The organism is Pseudomonas sp. (assembly GCF_049301935.1).
Lineage (GTDB): Bacteria > Pseudomonadota > Gammaproteobacteria > Pseudomonadales > Pseudomonadaceae > Aquipseudomonas.
The window spans coordinates 16659-41155 of sequence record NZ_JBAQLP010000120.1; the positions used below are offsets into that span (position 1 = coordinate 16659).

Annotated in this window: 24 protein-coding genes; 10 read left to right on the top strand and 14 right to left on the bottom strand. The window is 61.3% G+C overall.

Annotated features, from left to right (window positions below; translation table 11 throughout):
- Positions 1-126: 126 nt before the first annotated feature.
- The 3 genes from pta to WA145_RS15840 are packed head-to-tail and all read right to left on the bottom strand — an operon-like array spanning position 127 to position 3807.
- Positions 127-2220 carry a phosphate acetyltransferase gene (pta, locus tag WA145_RS15830; RefSeq protein ID WP_422582484.1) on the bottom strand — a complete coding sequence of 698 codons (2094 nt, stop codon included), beginning with the start codon at positions 2218-2220 and terminating at the stop codon, positions 127-129.
- A 27-nt stretch (positions 2221-2247) separates the two neighbouring features.
- Entirely contained in the window at positions 2248-3435 is a 1188-nt protein-coding gene (locus WA145_RS15835) for an acetate kinase (RefSeq protein WP_422582485.1), read from the bottom strand.
- Entirely contained in the window at positions 3436-3807 is a 372-nt protein-coding gene (locus tag WA145_RS15840) for a DUF3565 domain-containing protein (RefSeq protein ID WP_422582486.1), read from the bottom strand.
- Between WA145_RS15840 and WA145_RS15845 the strand changes: the two genes are divergently transcribed.
- The 3 genes from WA145_RS15845 (at position 3776) to WA145_RS15855 (ending at position 5799) form a co-directional block, all read left to right on the top strand.
- Entirely contained in the window at positions 3776-4261 is a 486-nt protein-coding gene (locus WA145_RS15845; protein ID WP_304863111.1) for an FKBP-type peptidyl-prolyl cis-trans isomerase, read from the top strand. The two genes, WA145_RS15840 and WA145_RS15845, sit on opposite strands and share 32 nt — an antisense overlap.
- A 222-nt stretch (positions 4262-4483) precedes the next feature.
- Positions 4484-4966, top strand: coding sequence for a glutathione peroxidase (locus WA145_RS15850; protein WP_422582487.1), 483 nt, complete (start codon positions 4484-4486; stop codon positions 4964-4966).
- Between the two features lie 95 nt (positions 4967-5061).
- Positions 5062-5799: a nitroreductase family protein gene (locus WA145_RS15855; protein ID WP_422582488.1), complete on the top strand. Its 738-nt coding sequence runs from the start codon at positions 5062-5064 to the stop codon at positions 5797-5799.
- Between the two features lie 61 nt (positions 5800-5860).
- Here WA145_RS15855 and WA145_RS15860 read toward each other — a convergent pair whose 3' ends face one another.
- From WA145_RS15860 to WA145_RS15885, 6 genes are read right to left on the bottom strand one after another with little or no spacing between them, the layout of a single operon-like run.
- Positions 5861-7192, bottom strand: a complete 1332-nt coding sequence (locus tag WA145_RS15860) for a DUF58 domain-containing protein (RefSeq protein WP_422582489.1) — start codon at positions 7190-7192, stop codon at positions 5861-5863.
- Between the two features lie 25 nt (positions 7193-7217).
- Positions 7218-8309, bottom strand: a complete 1092-nt coding sequence (locus WA145_RS15865; RefSeq protein WP_422582490.1) for an AAA family ATPase — start codon at positions 8307-8309, stop codon at positions 7218-7220.
- On the bottom strand, positions 8306-9553 hold the full coding sequence (locus tag WA145_RS15870) for a DUF4350 domain-containing protein (RefSeq protein WP_422582491.1): 1248 nt from the start codon (positions 9551-9553) through the stop codon (positions 8306-8308). The genes WA145_RS15865 and WA145_RS15870 overlap by 4 nt, the downstream gene beginning before the upstream one ends.
- On the bottom strand, positions 9550-11121 hold the full coding sequence (locus WA145_RS15875; protein ID WP_422582492.1) for a DUF4129 domain-containing protein: 1572 nt from the start codon (positions 11119-11121) through the stop codon (positions 9550-9552). The genes WA145_RS15870 and WA145_RS15875 overlap by 4 nt, the downstream gene beginning before the upstream one ends.
- Entirely contained in the window at positions 11108-12088 is a 981-nt protein-coding gene (locus WA145_RS15880) for a stage II sporulation protein M (RefSeq protein ID WP_422582493.1), read from the bottom strand. Before WA145_RS15880 ends, WA145_RS15875 begins: the two co-directional genes overlap by 14 nt.
- Positions 12085-12807, bottom strand: a complete 723-nt coding sequence (locus WA145_RS15885; RefSeq protein ID WP_422582494.1) for an RDD family protein — start codon at positions 12805-12807, stop codon at positions 12085-12087. The genes WA145_RS15880 and WA145_RS15885 overlap by 4 nt, the downstream gene beginning before the upstream one ends.
- Positions 12808-12972: 165 nt before the next feature.
- On the opposite strand from WA145_RS15885, the gene sbcB reads away from it, so the two are divergent.
- Positions 12973-14403 (top strand): exodeoxyribonuclease I, encoded by a 1431-nt coding sequence (sbcB, locus tag WA145_RS15890; protein ID WP_422582495.1) that lies wholly within the window; start codon positions 12973-12975, stop codon positions 14401-14403.
- A 440-nt stretch (positions 14404-14843) separates the two neighbouring features.
- On the opposite strand, the gene mvaT is transcribed toward sbcB, so the two are convergent.
- Positions 14844-15218 carry a histone-like nucleoid-structuring protein MvaT gene (mvaT, locus tag WA145_RS15895; RefSeq protein WP_422582496.1) on the bottom strand — a complete coding sequence of 125 codons (375 nt, stop codon included), beginning with the start codon at positions 15216-15218 and terminating at the stop codon, positions 14844-14846.
- A gap of 290 nt (positions 15219-15508) precedes the next feature.
- Between mvaT and purU the strand changes: the two genes are divergently transcribed.
- The 3 genes from purU to WA145_RS15910 are packed head-to-tail and all read left to right on the top strand — an operon-like array spanning position 15509 to position 17046.
- Positions 15509-16360: a formyltetrahydrofolate deformylase gene (purU, locus tag WA145_RS15900; RefSeq protein ID WP_422582497.1), complete on the top strand. Its 852-nt coding sequence runs from the start codon at positions 15509-15511 to the stop codon at positions 16358-16360.
- Between the two features lie 47 nt (positions 16361-16407).
- On the top strand, positions 16408-16833 hold the full coding sequence (locus WA145_RS15905) for a CBS domain-containing protein (protein WP_422582498.1): 426 nt from the start codon (positions 16408-16410) through the stop codon (positions 16831-16833).
- A 27-nt stretch (positions 16834-16860) separates the two neighbouring features.
- Positions 16861-17046, top strand: a complete 186-nt coding sequence (locus tag WA145_RS15910; protein WP_422582499.1) for a hypothetical protein — start codon at positions 16861-16863, stop codon at positions 17044-17046.
- Between the two features lie 92 nt (positions 17047-17138).
- Here WA145_RS15910 and WA145_RS15915 read toward each other — a convergent pair whose 3' ends face one another.
- A complete protein-coding gene (locus tag WA145_RS15915) occupies positions 17139-19016 on the bottom strand; it encodes a methyl-accepting chemotaxis protein (RefSeq protein WP_422582500.1) in 1878 nt (625 codons plus the stop codon).
- A 129-nt stretch (positions 19017-19145) separates the two neighbouring features.
- Between WA145_RS15915 and WA145_RS15920 the strand changes: the two genes are divergently transcribed.
- Entirely contained in the window at positions 19146-20645 is a 1500-nt protein-coding gene (locus WA145_RS15920) for a helicase HerA-like domain-containing protein (protein WP_422582501.1), read from the top strand.
- A 58-nt stretch (positions 20646-20703) separates the two neighbouring features.
- Here the strand turns inward: WA145_RS15920 and WA145_RS15925 are convergent, their stop codons facing one another.
- Together WA145_RS15925 and WA145_RS15930 are read right to left on the bottom strand one after the other, a co-directional pair.
- A complete protein-coding gene (locus WA145_RS15925) occupies positions 20704-20916 on the bottom strand; it encodes a hypothetical protein (protein ID WP_304863260.1) in 213 nt (70 codons plus the stop codon).
- A gap of 243 nt (positions 20917-21159) precedes the next feature.
- Entirely contained in the window at positions 21160-21915 is a 756-nt protein-coding gene (locus WA145_RS15930; protein ID WP_422582502.1) for a substrate-binding periplasmic protein, read from the bottom strand.
- Positions 21916-22274: 359 nt separating this feature from the next.
- Between WA145_RS15930 and WA145_RS15935 the strand changes: the two genes are divergently transcribed.
- Positions 22275-22571: a hypothetical protein gene (locus WA145_RS15935; RefSeq protein ID WP_422582503.1), complete on the top strand. Its 297-nt coding sequence runs from the start codon at positions 22275-22277 to the stop codon at positions 22569-22571.
- A 9-nt stretch (positions 22572-22580) separates the two neighbouring features.
- On the opposite strand, the gene WA145_RS15940 is transcribed toward WA145_RS15935, so the two are convergent.
- The gene (locus WA145_RS15940; RefSeq protein WP_422582504.1) at positions 22581-23126 is read right to left on the bottom strand and encodes a tetratricopeptide repeat protein; all 546 of its coding nucleotides are present in this window, start codon (positions 23124-23126) and stop codon (positions 22581-22583) included.
- 239 nt (positions 23127-23365) lie between these two features.
- Between WA145_RS15940 and WA145_RS15945 the strand changes: the two genes are divergently transcribed.
- Positions 23366-24496, top strand: coding sequence for a M14 family metallopeptidase (locus WA145_RS15945; RefSeq protein ID WP_422582505.1), 1131 nt, complete (start codon positions 23366-23368; stop codon positions 24494-24496).
- The last annotated feature ends 1 nt before the right edge of the window (position 24497 follow it).

Here is a 24497-nt window from a genome sequence, read left to right on the forward strand (position 1 = left end):
AAGGCGAAAACGGCCGAAAAAGCGGAGTTTACGTGCTGTAAATGAGCATTTTGAGGCCGTTTTCAACGCAGTATTGCCAACGCAGGTAGTTTTTCAACGGCCTGCTAAGCCTGCCCTGGCGGCGCATTACTGCGGCAGATTGGCCGCCTGAATTGCGGTTAGGGCAATGGTGTAGACGATATCGTCGACCAGTGCGCCGCGTGACAGGTCATTCACCGGCTTGCGCAGGCCCTGCAGCATCGGCCCGACGCTGACGCAATCGGCGCTGCGTTGCACCGCCTTGTAGGTGGTGTTGCCCGTGTTCAGGTCAGGGAAAATAAACACCGTGGCGCGGCCGGCGACCGGGCTGCCGGGGGCTTTCTGCCGGCCGACACTTTCGATTGCCGCCGCGTCGTATTGCAGCGGGCCGTCGAGCAACAGTTGCGGGTCGATGGCCTTGGCGAGGCGGGTGGCTTCACGGACTTTTTCGACTTCTTCACCGCTGCCGGAATCACCGGTGGAGTAGCTGAGCATCGCCACCCGTGGGCTGATGCCAAAGGCGCTGGCCGAGGCCGCGCTTTGCAGCGCAATTTCTGCCAGTTCCACTGCGGTTGGGTCAGGATTAACCGCGCAGTCGCCGTACACCAGCACCTGGTCGGGCAACAGCATAAAGAAGATCGATGACACCAGCCGATAGCCCGGTGCGGTCTTGATCAGCTGCAGCGCCGGGCGGATGGTGTTGGCGGTGGTGTTGATCGCCCCGGAGACCAGACCGTCGACTTCATCCAGGGCGAGCATCATGGTGCCCAGCACCACGCTGTCTTCCAGTTGCGCGGCGGCCATCGGGGCGTTCAGGCCTTTGCCCTTGCGCAGCTCAACCATGGGTGCGACATAACGCTCGCGGATCAGGTCCGGGTCGAGGATTTCCAGCCCTTCCGGTAATTCGATGCCATGGACGCGGGCTACTGCGTGGACGTCTTCCGGCTTGGCCAGCAACACGCAGCGGGCGATGCCGCGCGCCTGACAGATGGCGGCGGCCTGCACGGTGCGCGGTTCGCTGCCTTCCGGCAGGACGATGCGCTTGTTGGCTGCCTTGGCGCGTTGCACCAGCTGATAGCGGAACGCCGGTGGCGACATGCGCAGCTCGCGCGGCGCGGCGCAGCGGGCCAACAGCCAGTCGTGGTCGATATGGCTGGCGACGAAGTCGGCGACTTTTTCCGCGCGCTCCTTGTCGTCGACCGGGATTTCCTTGTTCAGGCGGTTGAGGTTGTTCGCGGTGTCGTAAGAGCCAGTGCTTACCGTCATTACCGGCAAACCGCCCTGCAGTGCGCCACGGCACAGCTCCATGATCCGTGGGTCGGGGGCAAAGTCGCTGCACAGCAGCAGGCCCGCCAGTGGCATGCCGTTCATCGCGGCCAGGCTGGCGGCGAGGATGATGTCGTCGCGGTCCCCCGGCGTCACCACCAAGGTGCCGGGTTTGAGCAGTTGCACGGTGTTGGCCACGGCGCGGGCGCAGAGCACGATCTTCAGCATGCGCCGCTGCTCGTAATCACCGGCATTCAGCACCCGCGCGCCGAGCAAGTCGGCGATATCGCGGGTACGCGGGGCGTTCAGTTCGTCCTGCCAGGGGATGCAGCCGAGCAGGCGGAAATCCTCGCCCTTGAGCAGCGGCGAGAGCTCTTTCAGGCGAGTGGCGAAGGCGTCGATGCCCTCGTCACTGCGCACCTTGTTGAGGATCACGCCGAGCACTTTCTCGTCTTTCGGCCCGCCAAACAGCTGGGCCTGAATTTCCACCCGGTCGCTCAGTTCGCTGAGGCTTTCCTGTTCTGGCGCGGAGACCAGAATCACCTCGGCATCCACGCTCTTGGCCAGGTGGAAGTTGACCCGCGCGGCGTAGCTGGCCTGACGCGTCGGCACCATGCCTTCGACGATCACCACGTCTTTGCCTTCGGCGGCCTGCTGATAGAGGCTGATGATCTCTTCCAGCAGCTCATCCAGCTGGCCATCACCGAGCATGCGCTCGACATGCGCCAGGGCCAGTGGTTTTGGCGAATGCAGGCCATGGGTGCGGGCGATCAGCTCGCTGGAACGCTCCGGGCCCATATCGCCCTGATGCGGCTGGGCGATGGGTTTGAAGAAACCGACCTTGAGGCCGGCACGCTCCAAGGCGCCGACCAGGCCCAGGCTGATCGAGGTCAGGCCGACACCAAAACCGGTGGGGGCAATAAAGAAGGTGTGCATGCGCGCTCCGTAGTAGTCAGGTGACGATCAGGCTTCGAGTAGCGCCAGGGTGTCGAGGGCAATCTGGCGTTCTTCATTGGTCGGTACCACCAGCACGCGCGGGTGGCCGTGCGCCTGGATCGGCCCGGACGCGCCGCGTACGGTGCGGGCGTTGGCTTGGTCATCGAGGGCCAGGTTGAGCAATTTCAGGTGGGCAATGGTCTTGCTGCGGATCAGCGCCGAGTTCTCGCCGATACCGCCGGTGAAGATCAGCCCGTCGAGTTGCGGCAGGGCGCAGCTCATGGCCGCCAGGGACTTGGCCAGGCGGTAGCAGAACACCTCGATGGCCAGGGTGGCGCCGGCATGGCCCTGTGCGCGGGCCAGCTCCAGGCTGCGCATATCGTTGGACAGGCCGGACAGGCCGAGCAGGCCGCTGTCCTTGTTGAGCATGGCGTCGATCTGTTCCAGGCTCCAGCCCAGGGTGCGCGCCAGGTGGCTGTGCAGGTTGGGGTCAACATCGCCGCTGCGGGTGCCCATCACCACGCCTTCCAGCGGGGTCAGGCCCATGCTGGTGTCGCGGCTCTGGCCATCGACGATGGCGCAGGTCGAACAGCCGTTGCCCAGGTGCGCCACCAGCCAGCTGCTGGCATCCACCGGCAGGCCGGCCATTTCCGCAGCGCGCTGGCTGACAAAGCGGTGGCTGCTGCCGTGGAAGCCATAGCGGCGCACGCCATGCTCGCGATACAGATGGTCGGGCAGGGCATAGCGGTAGGCGTGTTCGGGCAGGGTCTGGTGGAAGGCGGTGTCGAACACGGCGACCTGAGTTAGGGTTGGGAACAGTTTGATCGCTGCCTCGATACCCAGCAGGTTGGCCGGGTTGTGCAGCGGAGCCAGCGGCGTGGTGGCACGAATCGCCGCGAGGCTCAGGGCATCCAGGCGGCAGGCCGCCGTGAAGTGCTCGCCGCCATGCACCACGCGGTGACCGATACCATGTAACTGGCCGCCCGCGACGGCTTGCACCAGCGGCAACAGCTGGGCGAGGGCGGCGCGGTGATCAGCATGGGGCAGAATCAGGCTGTCCTTACTGTTGCCCTGTTGCCAGTGAACTTGCGCATCCGGGCTGCCCAGGCGTTCGGCCAGGCCGCTGAGGATAAAAGCATCTTGCGCTTCATTGATCAGGGCAAATTTGATCGATGAGCTGCCGCAGTTGATCACCAGAATATTGCGTGCGGGCATTTACCGCTCCTTGTTCAAACCTTGCTTCAGGCGTTCTGTCAGCGCCTCGCTTGCGGCATATTCAGTCGCGCACCAGCCACACAGGAAAGGTTCGCCAACGTGCGCTTGGCGCTGCTGCGCATCCAGCACCCAGGCGCGATTCTGCCAGGGCGGCTGGTGGCGCAGGTGCTGAGTATGGCCGCAGGATAAGACGGCCAGCCAATCGCCGTGCTCATCCTGACGAAAATCAAGTACGCGCACTAAAGCCACGCTTGGCCGTCCGTCTGTGTGCGGTTCGCTTTCGCGCGTGCCCTTGGGTAAACTTGCCCGCTCTTTATTTCCAAGCAAAAGGTCTCGCCCCATGCTGATCGCCGCCAATAAGGCCGTCTCCATCGACTATACCCTGACTAACGATGCCGGTGAGGTGATCGACAGTTCCGCAGGCGGCGCGCCGCTGGCTTATCTGCACGGTGCCGGCAACATCATCGGCGGCCTGGAAAAAGCCCTGCTGGGCAAGCAGGTTGGCGACGAGCTGGACGTTGCCGTTGAGCCGGAAGATGCTTACGGCGAATACAGCGCCGAGCTGGTAGCCACCCTCAACCGCTCGATGTTTGAAGGCGTCGATGAGCTGGAAATCGGCATGCAGTTCCACGCCTCCGGCCCGGACGGCGGCATGCAGATCGTCACCATCCGCGAACTGGAAGGCGATGATGTGATCGTTGACGGCAACCACCCACTGGCAGGCCAGCGCCTGCACTTCAAGGTCAAGGTTGTCAGCGTACGTGATGCCAGCGAAGAAGAAGTCGCGCATGGGCATATCCATGGCGAAGGCGGTCATCACCACTAAGGTTTAGCCTTATGTCATAGCCGCGAGTCGACTTATGGTCGTATCAACCGCCGGCTCGACTGCTAAGCTGCAACAGAACAAAGGCACCTTCAAATAGGTGCCTTTTTTATGGCCCGCCATCCTTGGCGGCCACCCTGCGGGCCGTCGCGGTGCGACGTTAACAATGGCTCCCGGCCATTTTTGTCCGCTATACGTAATTTGTGTGTTCTCAAGGAGTTAACCATGAGTGCCTTTCACGACCTCAACCTGCGTGCACTGGATGGCCAAGAGCTGCCGCTGGCACCCTTCAAGGGGCAGGTGGTGTTGGTGGTCAATGTGGCCTCCAAGTGCGGCCTGACGCCGCAGTACGCCGGCCTGGAAAAGCTCTATCAGCAGTACAAGAATCAGGGCTTCAGCGTGCTGGGCTTGCCGTGCAACCAGTTTGCCGGGCAGGAGCCGGATAGCGAGGAAGCGATTCGTGAGTTCTGTAGCCTCAACTACGGCGTGACCTTTCCGCTGGGCAGCAAGCTTGAGGTGAATGGGCCGGAACGCCATCCGCTGTACCGTCTGCTGGCGGGCGAGGGTGCCGAATTTCCGGGTGATATCACCTGGAATTTCGAGAAATTCCTGGTTGGCCACGACGGCCGCGTGCTGGCGCGTTTCTCCCCACGCACTGCGCCGGATGATCCGAGCCTGATCCAGGCGATCGAAAAGGCCTTGGGTTAAGGCCATTTGCGCCAAGGCTGCGGACTAAGCCGGTACACGGCTTGTTCGTGGCTGGGCATCGCGGCTTAATCGGGCAACCTGCCGAGGATGCCCCGATGAGCCTGTTTCCCGCTGACACTGCCATTTCCCCCGCCAGCCCTGCCGCACTGCGTGAGCTGATCGAGGGCCGCCGCGCGGTGCGCCGCTTTACCGCCGAGCCGGTTCCCGATGCGGTGGTGCGTGATTGCCTGGAGCTGGCGGTGCTCGCGCCCAACTCCTGCAACCTGCAGCCCTGGAGTTTTCAGGTGATTCGCGATCCGGCGTTGTTGGCGCGTTTGCACCCGGTGTGCATGAGCCAGAACGCCGCCAAGGCGCCGCTGATCATTGCCGTGCTGGCACGCCCGGATACCTGGAAACAGGCCTGCCAGAACATCATCGACTACTGGCCGGAGCCGCAAGTACCGGCGCGGATTCGCAGTTTCTACAACAAGACTGCACCCTTTCAGTACAACCAGGGGCCATTCGGCCTGCTAGGGCTGTTCAAACGTCAGCTGCTGCGCGTGGCGGCCTGGCGCAAGCCGCTGATGCGCGCGCCTAACAGCCGCGCGCAGATGCGTATCTGGGCGGTGAAATCTACGGCATTGGCAGCGCAGAACCTGATGCTGGCCTTGCAGAGCCATGGCTATGCCACCTGCCCGATGGAAGGCTTTGATGAGGTGCGTTTGCGCAAGACCCTGAACATCCCGCGCCAGGCCTTGCCGATCATGCTGCTGGCGGTGGGCAAGCAGGACGAGAAGGGCGTGTACAACCCGCGCCTGCGCTTTCCGCTGGAGCAGCACGTCACCTGGCTATAGGGTTAGTGCACGCGAAACAGTTTCGGATCTCGCTCTAGCTCGCGAGATCCTGGCCGGATTCTTAAAGTACGCCGGCCTTTTTCCAGGCCAGATAACTGCTCACCAACTGCGGCCCCAGCTCGCTTGGCCGCGCATCCAGCACCGGCACCTTGTTGGCAAACAGGCGTTCGTGCAGGCCGGCGCGGGCATTCAGGTAGTCCAGGGTGCCGCAGTAATCCAGGGCGCTGGAGAGGTCCTGCACCGGGGTGTGGCGCAGGGTGTCCAGCACTTCTTCGCGCAGGCTGGCGACCAGCACGCGGTGCTGGCGGCTCATGCGTTTAACCGCGCCGAGCAGCGCCTGATCATCCTCATCACGCAGGTTGGTCACCAGCACCACCAAGGCGCGGCGGCGCTGACGGCTAAGCAGGTTTTCCACGGCGGCGGTGAAGTCGGCGGGTTGCTGGGTGCTGCGCAGGTCGTACAGGGCATTGAGCAGCACATTCAGTTGCGCCTGGCCTTTGACTGGGGCGAGGAAGCGGTTCTGCTCGCCGGCAAAGGTCGACAGGCCCACCGCATCACCCTGGCGCAGCGCCACGTAGCTGAGCAGCAGGCAGGCGTTAAGGGCGTGATCGAAGTGCGACAGCTCGCCGTCCTGGCTGCGCATGCGCCGGCCACAGTCGAGCAGGAAGATGATCTGTTGGTCGCGCTCGTCCTGATACTCGCGGGCAATCGGTGTGCGTTTGCGTGCGGTGGCCTTCCAGTCGATCTGCCGCAGGGTGTCGCCGTCGCGGAATTCGCGCAGCTGGTGGAACTCCTGACCGAGGCCGCGGCGTTGTTGCTGGCGCACGCCAAGCTGGCTGAGCCAGTCATCCACCGCCATCAACTGCGCGCCATACAGGCGGGCAAAGTCCGGGTAGACACGGGTTTCACCGGCCACTGGCAGGTAACGCTGAGCGCGCCACAGACCCATGGGGCTGGGCAGGCTGACTTCGCACTGGGGAAAGTGGAAGTGCCCGCGCAGCAATGGCCGCACGCGGTAACTGACCTGAGTCTGTTCGCCGGGGTGCAGATCCACTTTGAGCGGCAGGTGCTCGAAGGCCATATCACCGGGCAGATGGTCGAACACTTCCACCTGCAGCGCACGGTTGTAGCTGTGGTGCAGATTCAGCCGCACTTCGCTCCAGCGGCCCAGTGGCAGGTTGCCGGGCAGCTGGCGTTCGATGCGCGGCGAGGGCGCCTGGCGCAGCAGCAGAGCGTCGACCAGGGCCAAGCCGAGCAGAACCAGCAGCAGGCCCCAGTAAATCGGCGTGAAGCTACGCGGCACGGCGATGGCCAGGGCGCTGCAGACGCCCAGCGCAATGCCGAGGACGAACAAAGCGGCGAGCAGCGCCAGCAGCGCGCGTGAGGGTTTCATGCCGTTGCGCCTTGCAATACGTGCTTCATAGGCGCGGTGCCGGAACCTGATCGAGCAGTTGTTGCAGCACCTGATCGACCGACAGGCCTTCGATATCCAGCTCTGGCGACAGGCGAACGCGGTGGCGCAGTACGGCCAGGGCGCAGCCCTTGATGTCATCCGGCAGAACGAAATCACCGCCGCGCAGCAGGGCGCGGGCCCGGCCGCAACGTACCAGGGCAATCGAGGCACGCGGCCCGGCGCCGATGGCCAGGCCCGGCCAGGTGCGGGTGGCGCGGGCAATACGCACGGCGTAGTCGAGCACCTGCTCATCGATTGGCAGGTCGCTGGCGATCTTCTGCAGCGCCAGCACATCGCGGGCTTGCAGCAGGGTGCGCAGCGGCGTGACTTCGAGCATGTCGGCCTTGCTCGAACGCGCCACCTGGCGAACCATGTTCAGCTCTTCGCTCTGTTCGGGGTAGTCCATGCGCAGCTTGAGCATAAAGCGGTCGAGCTCGGCTTCCGGCAGCGGGTAGGTGCCTTCCTGCTCGATCGGGTTCTGCGTGGCCAGCACCATAAACGGCAGTGGCACATTGAGGGCGCGGCCTTCCAGGGTGACTTGACGCTCCTGCATCACTTCCAGCAGCGCCGCCTGGGTCTTGGCCGGCGCGCGGTTGATTTCGTCCGCCAGCAACAGGTTGGTGAACACCGGGCCCTTGCGCAGCTTGAACTGCTCGCTCTGCAGGTCGTACACGGCGTGGCCGGTGACGTCGCTGGGCATCAGGTCCGGGGTGAACTGGATGCGTGAGAACTCACCGCCGAAGCAGCGCGCCAGGGCACGCACCAGCAGGGTCTTACCGAGGCCGGGAACGCCTTCGACCAGCACATGGCCGCCGGCGATCAGGGCGCTGAGCACGTCGTCGATCACCGTCGTCTGGCCGATCAGGGCTTTCTGCAACTCCGCGCGTAGCGCCTGAGCCAACTGGCTGGCGCGTTGGCGCTGCACACTCAGATTGGCCGCCGCAGCTGGCGGGGCAACTGGTGCTGGTGCAGCAGCCGGTGCCGCGATGACGGGCTCAGGGGTTACGGCAGCGGGTTCAACTTCGCTTTCCGGTTGTGCGGGTATGTGTTCGCTCATAGGGCATTCCTGAGGGTTTGCAGGTTGGCGACCTGGCGGGTGAAGTCGGCGGCGGCCAGACGCTGCTTGGGCAGCGGCCGCATGGCTTGGCTGATAACGCTGGACGGCTGGCGGGTCAGGCGACTAAGCACCTGCCACTGCTCGGCCACGGCGAGGCGTTCGAAACCGGGGTGACGATGGCGGGCGCGGCGCTGAATATCCTGTTGCAGGCCTTGTAACAGGCTGTGCTGGCCGTTGTGGCGCAACAGAAAATCGGCGCTGCCGCGCAGGTGCTCCTGCAACTGGCGGCGATTGCGGCTGGCGGGCAACAGCAGCGGGCCCTGGCGCATGCCCAGGTGCCACAGGCCGAATGCCAGCAACAGCGCCAGGGCGACCAGCGCCTGGGGGAAGTGCTCAAGCAGCAGGCTGAACAGGTCATCGCGGTCGGCGCGGTAGAGCAGGGTGACCTGGCTGTCCTGGGTCATGTACCAGAGCAGCCAGGCGTTGTCGTATTCGCCGATGCCCTGGTTCTGCCAGATCCAGCTGTCGCTGACCACGCTGATCAGGCCGTCGCCATGGTAGAGCTGTAACAGATGGGTGGCGGCGTCGCTGTTGGCCCAGGCGTGGGCGCGGTTTTCGGCATCGTAAAGGTGAAAGTCGGTGTCGAAGCTGAAGTAGGCCGGCGCCTCTTCGTTTTCCAGATACAGCTGGGTCAGCTCCGGGTAGGCATTGTCTGAACCCGTGGTTGCATCTGCCGCAGCCTGCGGTTCGGTTTGTTGCCCAGCGTCGGCCATGTCTTCTGCAGAGGCGTCTTCTTCCGCTGCTGCGCTGGCGTCCTCGTCGAGTTCTTCGCTTTCGTATTGCTGGATGCCCAGGCTGTCGAGCAGCAGGTCGCCGCTTTTGCCTTCTTCTTCATCCCACAGCCGTTCGGCGACAAACAGCAGGTGGCCGCCTTTGGCGGTCCAGGCCAGCAGGCGCTCGGCCTGTTTGGGCGTCATGCGGTTGCGATCGCCGAGCAGCAGCAGGGTCTGGCCGGCGCTAGGCAGGTCTTGCATGACCTCCAGGCCATCGGCGCGTTGTACTTGCAGGCCTTGTTTGCGCAGAAAGTGCTCGGCGGCGAGGTAAGGGTTGGCCCGCGCTTCGGGGGCGGGGCCGTGCTCGAGGGTTTCCTGATAGGGCGTGAGCTTGTCCAGCAGGTAGATGCCGAGCAGACCGAGCACCAGTAACAGGCCTGCGCCGAGAAGGAGCTGGATGCGCCGGTTCATGCCTGCGTCCCTTGTTCGAACAGGCGCCGCCAGGCCGTGCACAGGCCCTGCTTAAGCGCAGCGGGCGGTAGGCGATGGCCGTAGGCGAGGTTCTGCCAGTGGCGGGTCAGGGCCTGGCTGAAGTGGCTGAGGTCTTTCTGCTGCAGCGCCTGCACCAGTTGCAGCACTTCGGCTTCGGTGTGCGCGCTTTTCAGCGGCAGGCGCTGTTCATGCAGCATACGGCTGAGCAGGGCGCGGTAAAGCAAGCCAAGGGCCGCGCGTGGCTGTTCATCCCAGAGCCGTTCAACTTCGCCGGGGATATCCGCTGGCAGGCTTTGCGGCGCCACTTCCAGGCCGAACAGCTGTTCTGGCGGCTGATAGGTGCGCGCTTGCGGCAAACGCAGGCGCCCGGCAAAGGTGCTCAGCCAGTCGCGGTAACGCCACAGCAGCCAGGCGATCAGGCTGAACAGCGCCGCCCACAGCAGCACCTCGAAGAACAGCGCCACGGCGTCGATGCTTTTCCACAGCTCGGTGAGTTTGAAGAACTTTTCCAGCAGCTCGAGCAGGGCTTTGGCGTCTTCTTCGCTGGGCTCCTTGGGTTCTTCGCCGAGGCGCCAGCGGGTGACTGTTTCGCGGTGTTCGAAAGGCGGCTGGTCGAGCAGTTGGCCAATGCTCTGCTGCGCGTCCAGGCTGGTCAGCGGCTGTTTGAGCAGGCGCTCGGCCTCTGGTCCCATGGGGTCTGCAATCGGCAGTGGACAACTGCTGGCGGCGGCCATGGCGCTGTTTGGTACTTGCATTAACAGCAGGCCGCAGCCCAGTAGCAGGGCATAGGCCACGCCGGTCAGGCGCTGGCGCAAGCGGCGGAACACCAGTTCAATGTCCCAGGCTTCCAGGGCGGTGCGGCGGTTCAGGTAGAGGGTGAAGCCGCAAGCCACATAGATTGGCTCCCAGAGAATCAGCAGCAGGACATAGATCAGGTTGGACAGGTGCTCCAGCCATAGCCATTCGCCGGACGCGGCATTGATCAGGCTGTCCCAGGTCCAGTCCAGCTCCATCTGCGCCGGCAGCAGCATATAGACGAAGCTGATGATGCCGAACCACAGCGCCATTTCCAGGTGTACGCCGACGATGGTGAGCCAACTGGCACCGCCGGCATCGCGCTGGCCGAGGACGATCAGGCGCTGGCTGCGGGCCTTGCCGGACAGGCCTTCGAGCTGCAGCACAGGCAGGCCGAAGCTGCGTGTGGGGCTCAGGCGGCGCCAGGTCAGGCTGGCCAGTAGTTGCGGCTTGAGCAGGCCGGGCAGGGCTTTTAGCGCCTGCTTGAGGCTCGGCGTGGCGCCGAATAAAGCATGCGAGAGGATATACAGCGGCAGGCGCTCGTAGGCCGGTTTCAGCCACCAGAAAATCAGCAGGGCGATACTTGGGTAATCCCACAGCAGCAGGCATAGCAGGGCGAAGATCGGCACGGTTACCAATGCCCAACTGAGCATTAATAGGCCAGCATGCTGCTTGGCCAATAACACGCCGAGGTCGACGGCTTCCCAGGCGCTGCGCGGGCGGATGGCGACGCTGGCGTCAGTCAGGCGCATGCACACCTCGGCCAGCCAGCAGCAGGTAGCTCAGCACCAACAGCCAGAGTGCGCCGCCGACGGTGTATTTGAGCGCGGGGCTGGCCAGGTCCATGGATGACCAGTAGGCCTCGATAAAGGCCGCCAACAGCAGAAACACGATCACCCCGCCGACCAGCCGCACGCTGCTGCCAGCGGCAATGCGCAAGGCTTCGCCGCGTGGCAGACGGCCGGGCACCAGCAGCGCCCAGCCGAGCTTCAGGCCCGCCGCGCCGGCCAGGGCAATCGCGGTCAGCTCGAATGCGCCGTGGCCGATGACGAAGGACCAGAAGGTCTCGCCGTAGCCGATTTGCGTTAGATGGCCGGCTACTGCGCCGATCATTAAACCGTTGAACAGCAGGAAGAACAGGCTGCCCAGGCCAAACAGCAGGCCGCTGGCAAAGGTCTGAAAGGCGATGCCTATGTTGTTCATGATGTAGTAGCCGAACATCATCCAGTCATCGCCGGAGTCGCGTTCGCTGAAGCGGCCGATGCGCCTGGCATCGGGGTCGTACATCTTTTCCATCTCGGCGACCTGGTCGGGGGCCATCACGCCGTAGACCAGATCGGGGAAGTGATACACCAGCGTGCCCATCAGCAGCAGGCTGCCAAAGAACAACAGGCTGGCGGCGACGACAAAACGCCATTCGGCACGCACCAAGCGCGGAAAACCGGCCAGGATAAAGCCGAGCAATTGGCCGCCCAGCGGGCTGCGATGACGATAGAACTGCTGATGGCCGCGCATGGCCAGTTGCTGCAACTGCTCGATCAGGTGGCTGCTGTAGCCCCGGCTCTGCGCCAGGGCCAGGTGCTGGCACAGGCTGCGGTAGTCGGCGGCAAAGGCCTTGCACTGCTGGCTATCGGCCTTGCCACGCTCAAGGGCTTCGAGCTGCGTGTTAAAGGCTTGCCAGGCGGCCTGGTGCTGGTGTTCAAACAGGCTCTGTTTCATGTCGCCCCCACCAAACCGCGGGCGATGCCGTGGATCTGCTGTTCGGCCTGCTCGGCGGGCACCTGCAAGGGTTCGGCAAGAATACTCGCCAGCTCCTGGCGCCGTGCGCTGGACAGGTTCTGCGCACGTTCGGCAAAGCTGAGCAGGGCGCGTTGTTCACTCAAACTCATGCTGAAGGGGGCACGCAGGGCTTCGGCGGGCGGCAGTTCAGGGGCTACCAGGGCGGTATCGCGGTAGACCACCAGGGTGCCTGCGGCAATATCGCCCAGGCGCTTGAACGCCGGGTGATTAAGGCAGCTGAGAATCCCCAGGGTGTAGCCAAACGGCAGGATGTCAACGAAGCGCAGCAGGTTGCGCGTGAGCGAGGCGGCCCAGCCAATCGGCGTGCCATCGTCATGAATCACCCGCAGGCCCATCATCTGCTTGCCGGGTGAGCGGCCCTGATTGAGTACTTCAAACAGCACCATGTACCACCAGGTCACCAGAAACAACAGGATAGTGCCCAGGCCCATACCGAACTGGCCGAGCAGCGCCAGTACGGCAAACAGCGCCGCCAGTAGCAGGCCGCGAATCAGCAGGTCGATAGCGAACGCCAGCGCGCGCGGCACCACACCCGCCGGGCGCAGGATCAGGTCGATGCCTTCCGGCGTTTCCACCCTGTAGCGGGTATCCAGCAGCGGGCGAGCGGCAGCAGAATCGGAGATTGGCGTGGGCGACATCGGCAGACTGCATCGAGGAAAGCCCGATGCTAGCCAGCCGCCGTAGGCTAAGCAACCTGTCTGCATGCAATCTGCGGTTTAGTTGCGCATATGCCGCGGGTCTTTGGCCGCGAGGGCCAGGCAGGCGGTGCTAGACTGCCTGCGCCTCAGCATCAGGACGCGACTGTGACTTCCAGCCTATTTTGGTACGACTACGAAACCACCGGAATTGACCCGCGGCGCGACCGGCCGCTGCAGGTCGCCGGGATTCGCACCGATGAAAATCTCAATGAAATCGGCGAGCCGCTGAATATCTACTGCCAGCCCAGCGACGACATCCTGCCGCATCCGGCGGCCTGCCTGGTGACCGGGATTACCCCGAGTAAACTGGCGCAACATGGCCTGGATGAGGCCGAGTTTATGACGCGGGTGCATGCCGAGCTGTCGCAGCCAGGCACCTGCGGGGTGGGCTACAACAGCCTGCGGTTTGATGATGAAGTGACGCGCTACAGCCTCTATCGCAACTTCTTCGATCCCTACGCCCGTGAATGGCAGGGCGGCAATAGCCGCTGGGACCTGATCGACCTGGTGCGTACCGCCTATGCATTGCGCCCGGAAGGCATTGTCTGGCCGGAAGAAGAGGGTCGGGTGACGCTCAAGCTGGAGCGCCTGACTGCGGCCAACGGCATCGAACATGGTCAGGCCCACGATGCGTTGTCCGATGTGCGGGCCACCATCGCCTTGGCGCGCTTGCTGCGCAGCAAACAGCGCAAACTCTACGACTATCTGTATCAACTGCGCAGCAAACAGCGGGTGCAGGATCAGATACGCCTGTTACAACCCTTGGTGCATATCTCCGGGCGTTACGCCGGGGCGCGGCATTATCTGGCGGTGGTCTTGCCGCTGGCTTGGCACCCGCGTAATCGCAATGCGCTGATCGTCTGTGATTTGCAGGCCGATATAGCGCCGTTGTTCAATGAATCCGCTGAAACATTGCGTACGCGCCTGTACACCCGTCGCGATCAACTGGCCGAGGCTGAATTGCCGGTGCCGCTGAAGTTGCTGCATATCAATCGTTGCCCGGTTGTTGCACCGATGAATGTATTGCGTGCAGAGGATATTCAGCGACTGCAGCTCGATGTGCCGGCCTATCAGGCGCAGGCCGAACAACTGTGCGCTAATCCTGGGCTATGGCAAGGCAAACTGGCGCAGGTGTATGCCGAGGAGCCGTTCGCTGCCAATCAAGACCCTGAGCAGCAGCTATACGATGGCTTTATTGGTGATCGTGATCGCCGACTGTGCGAGCAGGTTCGGCGTGCCGAGCCGCAGCGTTTGGCCGAAGCGGTCTGGCCTTTTGATGATGGGCGTTTGCCGGAGCTGTTGTTTCGTTACCGGGCGCGCAACTTTGCTGCGAGCCTGAATGCGGACGAGCAGCAGCGCTGGCGAGCATTCTGCCAACAGCGGTTGAGTCAGCCCGAATACGGTGCGCCGAATACGCTCGAACAGTTCAGTCTGGCACTTGCCGCAGTACTTGCAGATAGTAGCGCGGAGCAGCAGGCTATTTTGCTGGAGTGGCGTGATTATGCAGAGCAGTTGCGCCAGCGTTATAGCCTGTAACGCCCAAGGGTAAATACTGCTTGCACTACTGCAACTGGCTGTTGGGCTTCGCTGCGCTCAGCGCCAACCTAGCACTTGCATGCAGCACGCGATTGGGGCAGAGCCATAAAAAAGGCTATGTACCCATTATGTGTTACAGGCCGATTTTGTAGGGTGGGTTAGCGGCGCAGGAGGGGTGGTTATGGGGGCACCACGCCATTCGGGCGCCGCGTAACCCACCATTGCGGTTTCCCGGTAGACCACCATGGTGGGTTACGGCACGTTGAGAGTCGATGGTGTTTGCTTGTTCCCGGCTCGCGCCTAACCCACCCTACGTATTACCGCGCTTCATGCACTGTAAAACTGTTCGAGACGATTCAACACATAACAGGTACATAGCCATAAAAAACGCCAGCATTGCTGGCGTTTTGCTTGAGGCGTGTATCGCTTGAGCGGCAGGCTTAGCCCAGCAGGGTTGCCCAGCCTTCAACGACGTCACTGCCCCACTTGGCTTTCCACTCTTTTAGCGTCTTGTGGTTGCCGCCTTTGGTCTCAATCACTTCGCCGGTGTTCGGGTTTTTGTACTGCTTAACTTTGCGTGCGCGCTTGGTGCCAGTGGTTTTGCTGGCGCGGGTGATTTTGCTGCCTTTGGTATCTGGATCGAGCATGGCAATGATGTCACGCAGCGACTTCTGGTATTCACCCATCAGCGCGCGCAGTTTGCCTTCAAATTCCAGTTCTTTTTTCAGTTTGTCGTCTTGTGACAGATTCTTCAGGCGATCTTGCAGCTCTTTGATGGCTTCTTCGGTGGCGCGGTATTCGTTGATCAGTGACATGTGCAGATACCTGTATTTGCAGTTGGCGATTAACTGAGAACAATAGTAGTCAGGCACTTTTCACAAGTAAACCGCTTTATCACTATTTTTATAAATTAGATTGCTCGGTAACTTGTGGAATGCCTTGCCTATTGTGTCTGTCCAGTTATTCGCCAGTTATGGCCGCGCTGTTTGCGCTGTTTGCGTTGCAGTAACTGTTCGCTCTTGCGCTGGCGCCCGCTGCTTGAGTACTGCAGTTTTTTCCGGCTGTGACTAGAATGGCCGACTTTATTTGAGCGCTGGAGCCGTTGATGCGTACTTTTCGATTGGTCATTGCCTGTCCGGATCGGGTCGGGATCGTGGCCAAGGTCAGTAATTTTCTGGCCACCTATAACGGTTGGATTACCGAGGCCAGCCATCACTCGGATAACCAGAGTGGTTGGTTTTTTATGCGCCACGAGATTCGCGCCGACTCGCTGCCCTTTGATCTGGAGGGTTTCCGCCAGGCCTTTGCGCCGATTGCCCGTGAGTTCTCCATGGAGTGGCGGGTGACCGATTCGGCGGTGAAGAAGCGCGTGGTATTGATGGCCAGTCGCGAATCGCACTGCCTGGCCGATTTGCTGCACCGCTGGCACAGCGATGAACTGGATTGCGATATTCCCTGCGTGATCTCCAACCACGACGACCTGCGCAGCATGGTCGAGTGGCACGCCATTCCGTACTTCCATGTAGCGGTCAATGCGCAGGATAAACAGCCGGCCTTTGATGAAGTGGCGCGCCTGGTGAAAGCCCATGCCGCTGATGTGATTGTGTTGGCGCGTTATATGCAAATTCTGCCTGCGCCACTCTGCGCCGAGTTTTCCCAGCGGGTGATTAATATCCATCACAGCTTTCTGCCATCGTTTGTCGGGGCCAAGCCCTATCACCAGGCATCGCTACGTGGGGTCAAGCTGATTGGTGCGACTTCGCACTACGTGACCGAGGAGCTGGACGCCGGGCCGATCATCGAGCAGGACGTGGTGCGCGTCAGCCACCGCGACAGCATCGAAGAGATGGTGCGCCTGGGTAAGGATGTAGAGAAGATGGTGCTGTCGCGTGGTCTACGCTATCACTTAGAGGACCGAGTGCTGGTGCACGACAACAAGACAGTGGTGTTCGACTGAGAGGGGCATGCGGCGGTTCGGTTCAGTACAGACAGAGGAATTTACTGATGCTTAAGTCAATCAAAGTACGTGATTACATGACCCGCAATCTGGTGACTTTCCGTCCTGAAATGAACCTATTCACCGCCATCAATCGTTTGCTCGAGCACCGTATTTCCGGTGCGCCGGTGGTCGATGGTCAAGGGCATTTGGTGGGCTTGTTGTCGGAAGGTGATTGCTTGCGCGGTATCCTTTCCGGGGCTTATTACGAGTCGGCGGGCGGCGATGTCAGCGCTTATATGACCACCGAGGTGGAGGTGATTTCGCCCGAGGCGGACATTATCGAAATCTCCGAGCGTTTTCTGCGTGGCCGGCGTCGGCGTTTGCCGGTGGTCGAAGACGGTCGTCTGATCGGTCAGGTCAGCCGCAGCGATGTGCTGCGTGCAGTCAAGGAGTTCGCCCAGCATGATGAAGGTCATGTGGCGGTTAACTGAGGTTCGGCGCAGTGCACTGGAGGTGTTATGACGGATCCGCTTGCGCGTGGCACATCCAGCGCGCCACCGGTGCTTGGCGAGGGTTGTACACAGCGCTATGACCCGCAGGCTTTGAGCCCCGAGAACGGTAGCGAATTTGCCGATGCCGCCGAGCTATGGCGGCAGTTGCAGCAAGACGTGCAGTTGCCAGCGAACAACGACAAGCAGAAATAAAAACGGGGCACTCACTGAGCGCCCCGTTTGTTTTTGCTACCGCCTGTTTTTAATGCCACAGGGCCGACCCGCAGCCGATCGCGGCAAACAGCTTAAATGCGGAAGCTGTCGACCAACTGCTTGAGCCGACTGGCCTGTTGCTCCAGATCGCCGCAGGCGCGCAGGGTGGCATTGAGGTTTTCCACGCCTTCCTGGTTAAGGGTGTTGATTTCGGTGATGTCGACGTTGAGCGACTCGATGACCGAGGTCTGCTCCTCGGTGGCGGTGGCCACCGACTGGTTCATGCCATCAATCTCGCCGATGCGCTCGGTGACGCTGCTCAGGCGGGCGCCGGCCTGGTTGGCAATCTCCACGCTCTCTTCGCTGTAGCGCTGGCTTTCGGTCATGGTGGTGACCGACTCGCGCGAGCCGACTTGCAGCTCTTCGATCATCTTCTCGATCTCTTGCGCCGACTCCTGGGTGCGGTGGGCCAGGTTGCGTACTTCATCGGCGACTACGGCGAAGCCGCGACCGGCTTCACCGGCGCGCGCCGCTTCGATGGCGGCGTTGAGCGCGAGCAAGTTGGTTTGCTGGGAGATGCTTTTGATCACCTCAAGAATCTGGCCGATGTTCACCGTCTTGCTGTTGAGGGTTTCAATATTGCTGCAGGACGTGCTGATCTTGGCTGATAGCTCGTTCATCGCCTGGATGGTCTTTTCTACGACCTGACGGCCGTCTTCAGCCAGATGGCGTGCATCGGAGGCCTGGGTCGACGCATCGGCAGCGTTGCGCGCGATTTCCTGGGCTGCGGCGCCCAGTTCATTGATCGCCGCAGCCACGCTGTTGGTGCGGCTGGCCTGTTCGTCGGAGTTGATCATCGAGGAATTGGAGGCACCGACCACTAGCTTCGCCACTTCATTGACCTGGCGGGTGGCTGACGACACTTCGCGGATCGAGCTGTGGATACGCTCGACGAACTGGTTGAACGCACTGGCCAGGCGGCCGAACTCGTCGTTGGACTGAATGCTCAGGCGCTTGGTCAGGTCGCCTTCGCCCTGGGCAATGTCCTCCATGGCTTTACCCATGATATTCAGCGGCTGCATCAGCACGCTGATCAGCATGCTCAGCAGCAACATGATCAGCACCACCGCGATGATGGTGGCGATGATCGCCGAGGCGCGGAATTCGCTGAGCATCGAATAGGCCTTGGCCTTGTCGATGGACAGACCGACATGCCAGTTCACCGAGGGCAGGCCCTTGACTGGGGCAAAGGTGAGAATGCGGGTTTCGCCATTGAGCTCCGTTTCGCTGAACTCGCCGCTGATTCGTGGGGTGTTCTGCGGGTAGACCTCGCTGAGGTTTTTCATCACCAGGGATTTGTCCGGGTGTACCAGGATCTTGCCGTCGGCACTGATTAGAAAGGCAAAGCCCATTCCGGCAAAGTCCAGCGAGTTGATGATCTCGACCAGGGTGTTGAGGCTCAGGTCGCCACCGACGACCCCGGCCGCTTTGGCGGGCGTGGCGATGGTAATGATCAGTGCACTGGTGGCGGCGTCGACGTAGGGCTCGGTCAGGGTACTGCCGCCAGCGCTTATGGCATCCTTGTACCAGGGGCGCTGGCGCGGATCGTAACCATCGGGCATGTCTTCGTCCGGGCGCATGGTGAAGCTGCCGTCGGCGCTGCCCAGGTAGGTAAAGGCAAAAGTAGACGCCAGGACTTTCTGCTCCAGCAGGCCGCTCAGGGCTTCGCCGGAAGCGTCGCGTGCGACCGACTGGGCAACGTTTTCCACCAGCAAAATGCGCCCCGACAACCAGTTGGCAATATTGCTGGCAGTTACATTGCCCATTTCATGCAGGTAGCTTTCCAGATTCTCGCGGATGGCGTTGCGTTGCAGGTAATCGTTGTACAGGGTGAACAGCGAGAATGCGGCGATCACCACCAGCGAGGCGGCGAGCAGAATCTTGTGGCTGAACTTCAGGTTGTTGGTCATGGCTTCTTGCGTCCGGTAAGTTCTGGCATCAGTCTTAATCTGATGTAAGGCAATGGCAACGCCGAGGATGCGACGATGCTGACTGTGTCGGCCTAGTAGCAGTAAAGCTTTAACCACGGAGATAACAAGATGGCGCAAACCGATCAATTTGTTGTGGGGGCCGATTTTGAGGGGTTGCCGGCGGGGCAGGCGTTGCGTCTGGCCAATCGTCACGGGCTAATTGCCGGCGCTACGGGCACGGGCAAAACGGTGACCCTGCAGCGCTTGATCGAAACCTTCAGTGATGCCGGCGTGGCGGTGTTTGCCGCCGACGTGAAGGGCGATCTCTGTGGTTTGGGTGCTGCCGGCTCGCCGCAAGGCAAAGTGGCCGAACGGATTGCCAGCATGCCCTGGCTCAATCACCAGCCGATGGCCTACCCGGTAACCCTGTGGGATGTGCATGGTCAGAGCGGCCATCCACTGCGCACCACCCTCAGCGAAATGGGGCCTTTGCTGCTCGGCGCATTGCTGGAGCTGACTGATAGCCAGCAGGCGGCACTCTATGCCGCGTTCAAGGTGGCGGACCGCGAAGGTTTGCTGCTGCTTGATCTGAAAGACCTCAAGGCGTTGTTGGCGCACCTGAAAAGTCACCCGGAGGTGCTGGGCGAGGACAGCGCGCTGTTTACCGCCACTTCATCACAAGCCTTATTGCGCAAACTGGCTGGTCTGGAGCAGCAGGGCGCCGAGGCGCTGTTTGGCGAGCCGGCGCTGCAACTGGAAGACATTCTGCAGCCGCAGCGCGATGGTCGCGGGCGCATTCATCTGCTCGACGCCAGCCGTCTGGTGCATGAGGCGCCGAAGGTCTACGCGACCTTCCTGCTCTGGCTATTGGCCGAGCTGTTCGAGCAGCTGCCGGAGCGCGGCGACGCCGACAAACCGCTGTTGGCGCTGTTCTTCGACGAAGCGCACCTGTTGTTTGCTGATACACCCAAGGCCTTGCAAGAGCGCCTGGAGCAGGTGGTGCGGCTGATTCGCTCGAAAGGCGTGGGGGTATATTTCGTCACCCAATCGCCAGGCGACTTGCCGGATGATGTGCTGGCGCAGCTTGGCCTGCGAATTCAGCACGGCTTGCGTGCCTTTACCGCCAAAGAGCAGAAATCGCTGCGCGCGGTGGCCGATGGCTTTCGAGCCAATCCGGCCATCGACACGCTGACGGTGCTCACCGAGCTGGGTATCGGAGAAGCCTTGGTCGGCACATTGGAAGCCAAAGGCACCCCGGCCATGGTGCAGCGCGTGGCGGTTGCGCCGCCGCAATCGCGTATCGGCCCGCTGAGTGAGGCCGAGCGGGCGGCCTTGATTCAGCAGTCGCCGTTGCGTGGTCGCTATGACAAGCCCATTGACCGTGAATCCGCGTATGAATTGCTGAGCGCTCGCGCCGAGCAGGCCGCGCAACAGGTAGAGCCAAGCAAGCCGAGCGCGGCGAGCAAGAAAGCCGAGGCTGGCGGCGGGATTGCTGGTGCTGCAGGGGAGCTGCTCGGTGGTCTGGCCAGTCAGGTGATGAAAACGGCCATGCGCCAGGCGGCCAATCAGATTGGTCGGCAACTGGTGCGCGGTCTGTTGGGCTCGCTGATGGGCGGCAAGGGGCGCTGAGTCCGTGGCCATCTCGTTCAGGGATGGCCACGTGCCCTGACATCAGGACGACGGGGCGTCAGCCAGACGCCTCATCGGCCTTGGTTTGCAACTCTTTTTCGATTTTTACCAGCTCTTTTTCAAACGCTTGGTCGAGAAGGTTAGCCTTCTTGCGCCACGGCTTGCGCTCGGGGTCCGGTTGAGCGGCGTAGGTAATGACTTCCCCGCCGTATACATCCTTGTAACGCTGCGCCTGGCGCTCGAGTTCGGCGCGCAGTTCGTCTTTCGTCACGTAGTTACCCATGGTCTTGAACAGAATATTGGCTGGATGCCAGGCATAGGGCCTGGGCACCTGAGACGGCCAAACAGTTTTAGCTCACGCATTTATTAAGCATGGCGAATAGTGTTAACGACTATTGCCGCGCGGGGTTGCCCTTTAATTATGGGTTGCCTGAACCAGTTGTCAGGTTGGTTAAAGGGCTAATTAGGCTGCGCCCGGCAATTATGGCGAAGCCATGTTAAATGTCCAGCCTGCTTAATTGGCGGGTTGTAGACCGTAGCGTTGCACGATGGTTGCAAGCTGGCCGTTATTACGCAGGGTGCTCAGCCCGCGATTGAATGCCTGAAACTGCGCTGGAGTGACTTTCTTACGGGAAAAACCAATGCCGTAAGAGATTGACGCCAAATGCCCGGCGTTGCGCAGTGCGTAGAGATATTCATGCTCGATCAAGTGGCGGGCTACATCACGGTTAAGCACCACCACGCCCTGCTCACCAAAACGCCCGGCATTGAGCATCAATAGCAGGCGATGGTTATTGGTCACCAGTTTAACCTCGACATTCGGGGTGTGTTTCAGGCTTTCCTGCAGTGTGAATGAGGTACCTGAGGGGCCGTACACGCCGACCTGGCGGCCGCGCAAATCGTCTGGCTGGCTGTAGTGGAAGTTATTCGAGCGCAGGGTGTAGAAGTCGTAGCCAGAGGTCACCAGCATTGGGGTTATCAGGAATGCCTGACGCCGTGCGGGAGATTGAATCACGGTGAAAATACCCTCCACTTCGCCGTCTTCGGCTTGCTGCAGGGCGCGGCGCCAGGGCAATACCTCAATTTGGCACTGCCACTTTAAGATTGCGCAGGTGGCTTCGACTATTTCCGGCAGGGCGCCGCTGGCAATGGCCCCGCGCGAATAACTGAAGGGTGGGAATTCCTCGGTAACAAAGTGCAGGTTCTCGGCCGCCGAATTACTGGCAGCAATCAAGGCCGTCAGTGTGAACAGTGCATGGCGTAACAACACGACTAAATCCTTTAATTGCGATGACCGCTTGCTGGCGCTGAATTACCTGGGCGTAGCTAATAAGCACTGCACAGTGCTAGGCATTATTAACCTTGGGTAAGCGTGTTTGCCTAGTGTCTGTTGGCTAGTGGTGTGCGTGGCAGGTTTTGCTCAGGGCGTATTTCTCTTCCAATGCTGCGCCTGACTGCTTGGTAACACCTTGCAAACTCTATGCAATTGAGTAAATCCGTGTGCCTCCCTACATTTGCGCCCGCACCGGTGGGTTCCTCTCAGTGATTGAGCAACCAGTTTGATCAATCAAGGCGGTGGCTACTGGGTCGCGGCCGCACAGGTCGCTAATGGCTGCTATGGAGAACGTTATGCGTAAGTCGATGCAAATGGGTGTGCTGGGTCTGGTGCTGATCGGCCTGGCCGGTTGCGAGGCCGCTGAGCAATCGGCGCAAAAACTTGCCGAAAAGGCCGAGCAGGCAGTTGTGGACGTTGCTCGCGAGGCGGTCGATGAAACCGTGAAAGAGTTCAATAAGCAGGTGGACGAGGTGCAGCAGTCAACCAATGAGTGGCTGGGCAAACCTGCTGACGAGGCTGAGCCGCAACAACCCGAGCAGCCACAGGCTGAGCCGGATGACCAAGCTGCAGCGAAGTCCATCGAGGCCTGAGCCCAGGGTTCAGGGCATCTTCTGCAGCGCTGTACAGCTGGCGCTGTAGTTCTGCTGGCAGGCGCTGGTAAACAGGCGTCTAGCCTGATTGACATCCAACGCTACGCCCTGTGCGCCGCGCAAGTAGAGGTTGCCAAGGATGTGCTGAGCCATCGAATTGCCGCTGGCTGCGGACTGGTTGAGGTACTTAAGCATCTGCTGTGGGTTGTTGAAATCTGGATTGTCGCGGCCGGTATACAGGTAGGCCAGGCTGACGGCGGCCATGGCGTGGCCCTTGTCGGCGGCCAGCTTCCACCAATATTCGGCTTGTTTGAGGTTCTTGTTCGGCTTGCCGACAAAGTACAGGCTGCCGAGCTGAAACTGGCTGTCGAGATCGCCGCGGTTGGCCTGGCTGCGTAGGTTGGCTTCGGCAACGCTGTTTTCGCCCGGAGCAGTGGCAGTCTGGGCGGGCTGTTCGGTTTGATGCTGCTCCGGCTGGCTGGCGCAACCGCTCAGCAGCAGAGCTGCACCGAGCAGTAACAACAATGGGTGATGGCGTAATGGTGCAATGTTCATGCGGATCGTTATTCCCTTAATGTGGCGTTGAGCGTTATGTCGAACCGTAGCGGGTAAATACCAGACTGCGGACGTGCATCTAAGTTGCGCGGCGGTCAAGCTGTCGGCTGCATTGAGCGTCCCTCACAGGTCGCAGAATCCATATCAGTTTGTCGCCTGCAGCGTTTCGCCCGCGCGCCAGAGCTGCGATTCTGGGTCATCTTCGCGCCTCTGCGCGCATCCAGGTTTTCGAGGTATTTATGCAGATCAGTGCCAACTTCGACAGCGGCAATATCGAGGTCATCGACGCCAGCAACCCCCAGCAGGTGCTGCTGGCGATTCGGCCGGACCTCAACAGTGGGCATTTCCAGTGGTTCCACTTCAAGGTCGAGGGTTTGCAGCCTGGCCAGCACTATGGCTTCAGCCTGGGTAATGCCGGGCAGTCATCTTATAAAAATGCCTGGAGCGGTTACCACGCCGTGGCCTCTTACGATCAGCGCGACTGGTTTCGCGTGCCCAGCCGCTTCGCAGAAGGCGCGCTGAGTTTCGCTATCGAGCCACAGCATGGGCAGATCTGGTTCGCCTATTTCGAACCCTACAGCCGCGAGCGCCATAGCCTATTGATCGAGGATGCGCAGCGCCTGGCTGGGGCCGAGCTGTTTGCCACGGGTAAGAGCATCGAGGGGCGGCCGATCGAGCTGCTGCGCATCAGCCGTAACCCGCAGGCGCAGCGCAAGGTCTGGCTGATCGCCCAGCAGCATCCCGGCGAGCATATGGCCGAGTGGTTTATCCAGGGGCTGCTGGAGCGCCTACAGCGGCGTGATGATGCCGAGCTGCATGCCCTGCTGGAGAAAGCTGATCTGTACCTGGTGCCGAACATGAATCCGGATGGTGCCTTCCGTGGCCATCTGCGCACCAACGTCGCTGGGCGTGACCTTAACCGCGCCTGGCAGTCGGCCAGTGAGGCGGACAGCCCTGAGGTGTATTTCGTCCAGCAGCAGATGCGCGCGGTGGGCGTCGATCTGTTTCTGGATATCCATGGCGATGAGGAAATTCCTCATGTGTTTAGTGCTGGCTGCGAAGGCAATCCGGGCTACAGCCCGCGCCTGGAGCGCCTGGAACATCAGTTCCGTCAGTTGCTGATTGATAACGGCGCCGAGTTCCAGACCCGCTATGGCTACCCGCGTGACGAGCCGGGTCAGGCCAACACCACTCTTGCGTGCAACGCAGTGGGCATGGAGTTCGATTGCCTGGCCTTTACCATCGAGATGCCGTTCAAGGACCACGACGACCGCCCCAATCCACACACCGGCTGGAATGGCGCACGCTCGATGCAACTGGGCAAGGATGTGCTTAGCGTCTTGGCGGCGATGGTCGACGATGTGCGCTGAT

Excerpts from the sequence above, each read along its gene's own strand:
- mvaT (WP_422582496.1), bottom strand. The coding sequence starts at position 15,218 with ATGTCACTGATCAACGAATACCGCGCCACCGAAGAAGCCATCAAAGAG.
- WA145_RS15880 (WP_422582493.1), bottom strand. The coding sequence starts at position 12,088 with ATGAAACAGAGCCTGTTTGAACACCAGCACCAGGCCGCCTGGCAAGCC.
- WA145_RS15910 (WP_422582499.1), top strand. The coding sequence starts at position 16,861 with ATGACGGATCCGCTTGCGCGTGGCACATCCAGCGCGCCACCGGTGCTT.
- WA145_RS15915 (WP_422582500.1), bottom strand. The coding sequence starts at position 19,016 with ATGACCAACAACCTGAAGTTCAGCCACAAGATTCTGCTCGCCGCCTCG.
- WA145_RS15865 (WP_422582490.1), bottom strand. The coding sequence starts at position 8,309 with ATGAGCGAACACATACCCGCACAACCGGAAAGCGAAGTTGAACCCGCT.
- WA145_RS15840 (WP_422582486.1), bottom strand. The coding sequence starts at position 3,807 with ATGGAGACGGCCTTATTGGCGGCGATCAGCATGGGGCGAGACCTTTTG.
- WA145_RS15845 (WP_304863111.1), top strand. The coding sequence starts at position 3,776 with ATGCTGATCGCCGCCAATAAGGCCGTCTCCATCGACTATACCCTGACT.
- WA145_RS15935 (WP_422582503.1), top strand. The coding sequence starts at position 22,275 with ATGCGTAAGTCGATGCAAATGGGTGTGCTGGGTCTGGTGCTGATCGGC.
- WA145_RS15885 (WP_422582494.1), bottom strand. The coding sequence starts at position 12,807 with ATGTCGCCCACGCCAATCTCCGATTCTGCTGCCGCTCGCCCGCTGCTG.
- WA145_RS15850 (WP_422582487.1), top strand. The coding sequence starts at position 4,484 with ATGAGTGCCTTTCACGACCTCAACCTGCGTGCACTGGATGGCCAAGAG.
- WA145_RS15875 (WP_422582492.1), bottom strand. The coding sequence starts at position 11,121 with ATGCGCCTGACTGACGCCAGCGTCGCCATCCGCCCGCGCAGCGCCTGG.
- WA145_RS15920 (WP_422582501.1), top strand. The coding sequence starts at position 19,146 with ATGGCGCAAACCGATCAATTTGTTGTGGGGGCCGATTTTGAGGGGTTG.
- WA145_RS15945 (WP_422582505.1), top strand. The coding sequence starts at position 23,366 with ATGCAGATCAGTGCCAACTTCGACAGCGGCAATATCGAGGTCATCGAC.
- WA145_RS15905 (WP_422582498.1), top strand. The coding sequence starts at position 16,408 with ATGCTTAAGTCAATCAAAGTACGTGATTACATGACCCGCAATCTGGTG.
- WA145_RS15835 (WP_422582485.1), bottom strand. The coding sequence starts at position 3,435 with ATGCCCGCACGCAATATTCTGGTGATCAACTGCGGCAGCTCATCGATC.
- WA145_RS15855 (WP_422582488.1), top strand. The coding sequence starts at position 5,062 with ATGAGCCTGTTTCCCGCTGACACTGCCATTTCCCCCGCCAGCCCTGCC.
- purU (WP_422582497.1), top strand. The coding sequence starts at position 15,509 with ATGCGTACTTTTCGATTGGTCATTGCCTGTCCGGATCGGGTCGGGATC.
- WA145_RS15860 (WP_422582489.1), bottom strand. The coding sequence starts at position 7,192 with ATGAAACCCTCACGCGCGCTGCTGGCGCTGCTCGCCGCTTTGTTCGTC.
- WA145_RS15940 (WP_422582504.1), bottom strand. The coding sequence starts at position 23,126 with ATGAACATTGCACCATTACGCCATCACCCATTGTTGTTACTGCTCGGT.
- WA145_RS15870 (WP_422582491.1), bottom strand. The coding sequence starts at position 9,553 with ATGAACCGGCGCATCCAGCTCCTTCTCGGCGCAGGCCTGTTACTGGTG.
- pta (WP_422582484.1), bottom strand. The coding sequence starts at position 2,220 with ATGCACACCTTCTTTATTGCCCCCACCGGTTTTGGTGTCGGCCTGACC.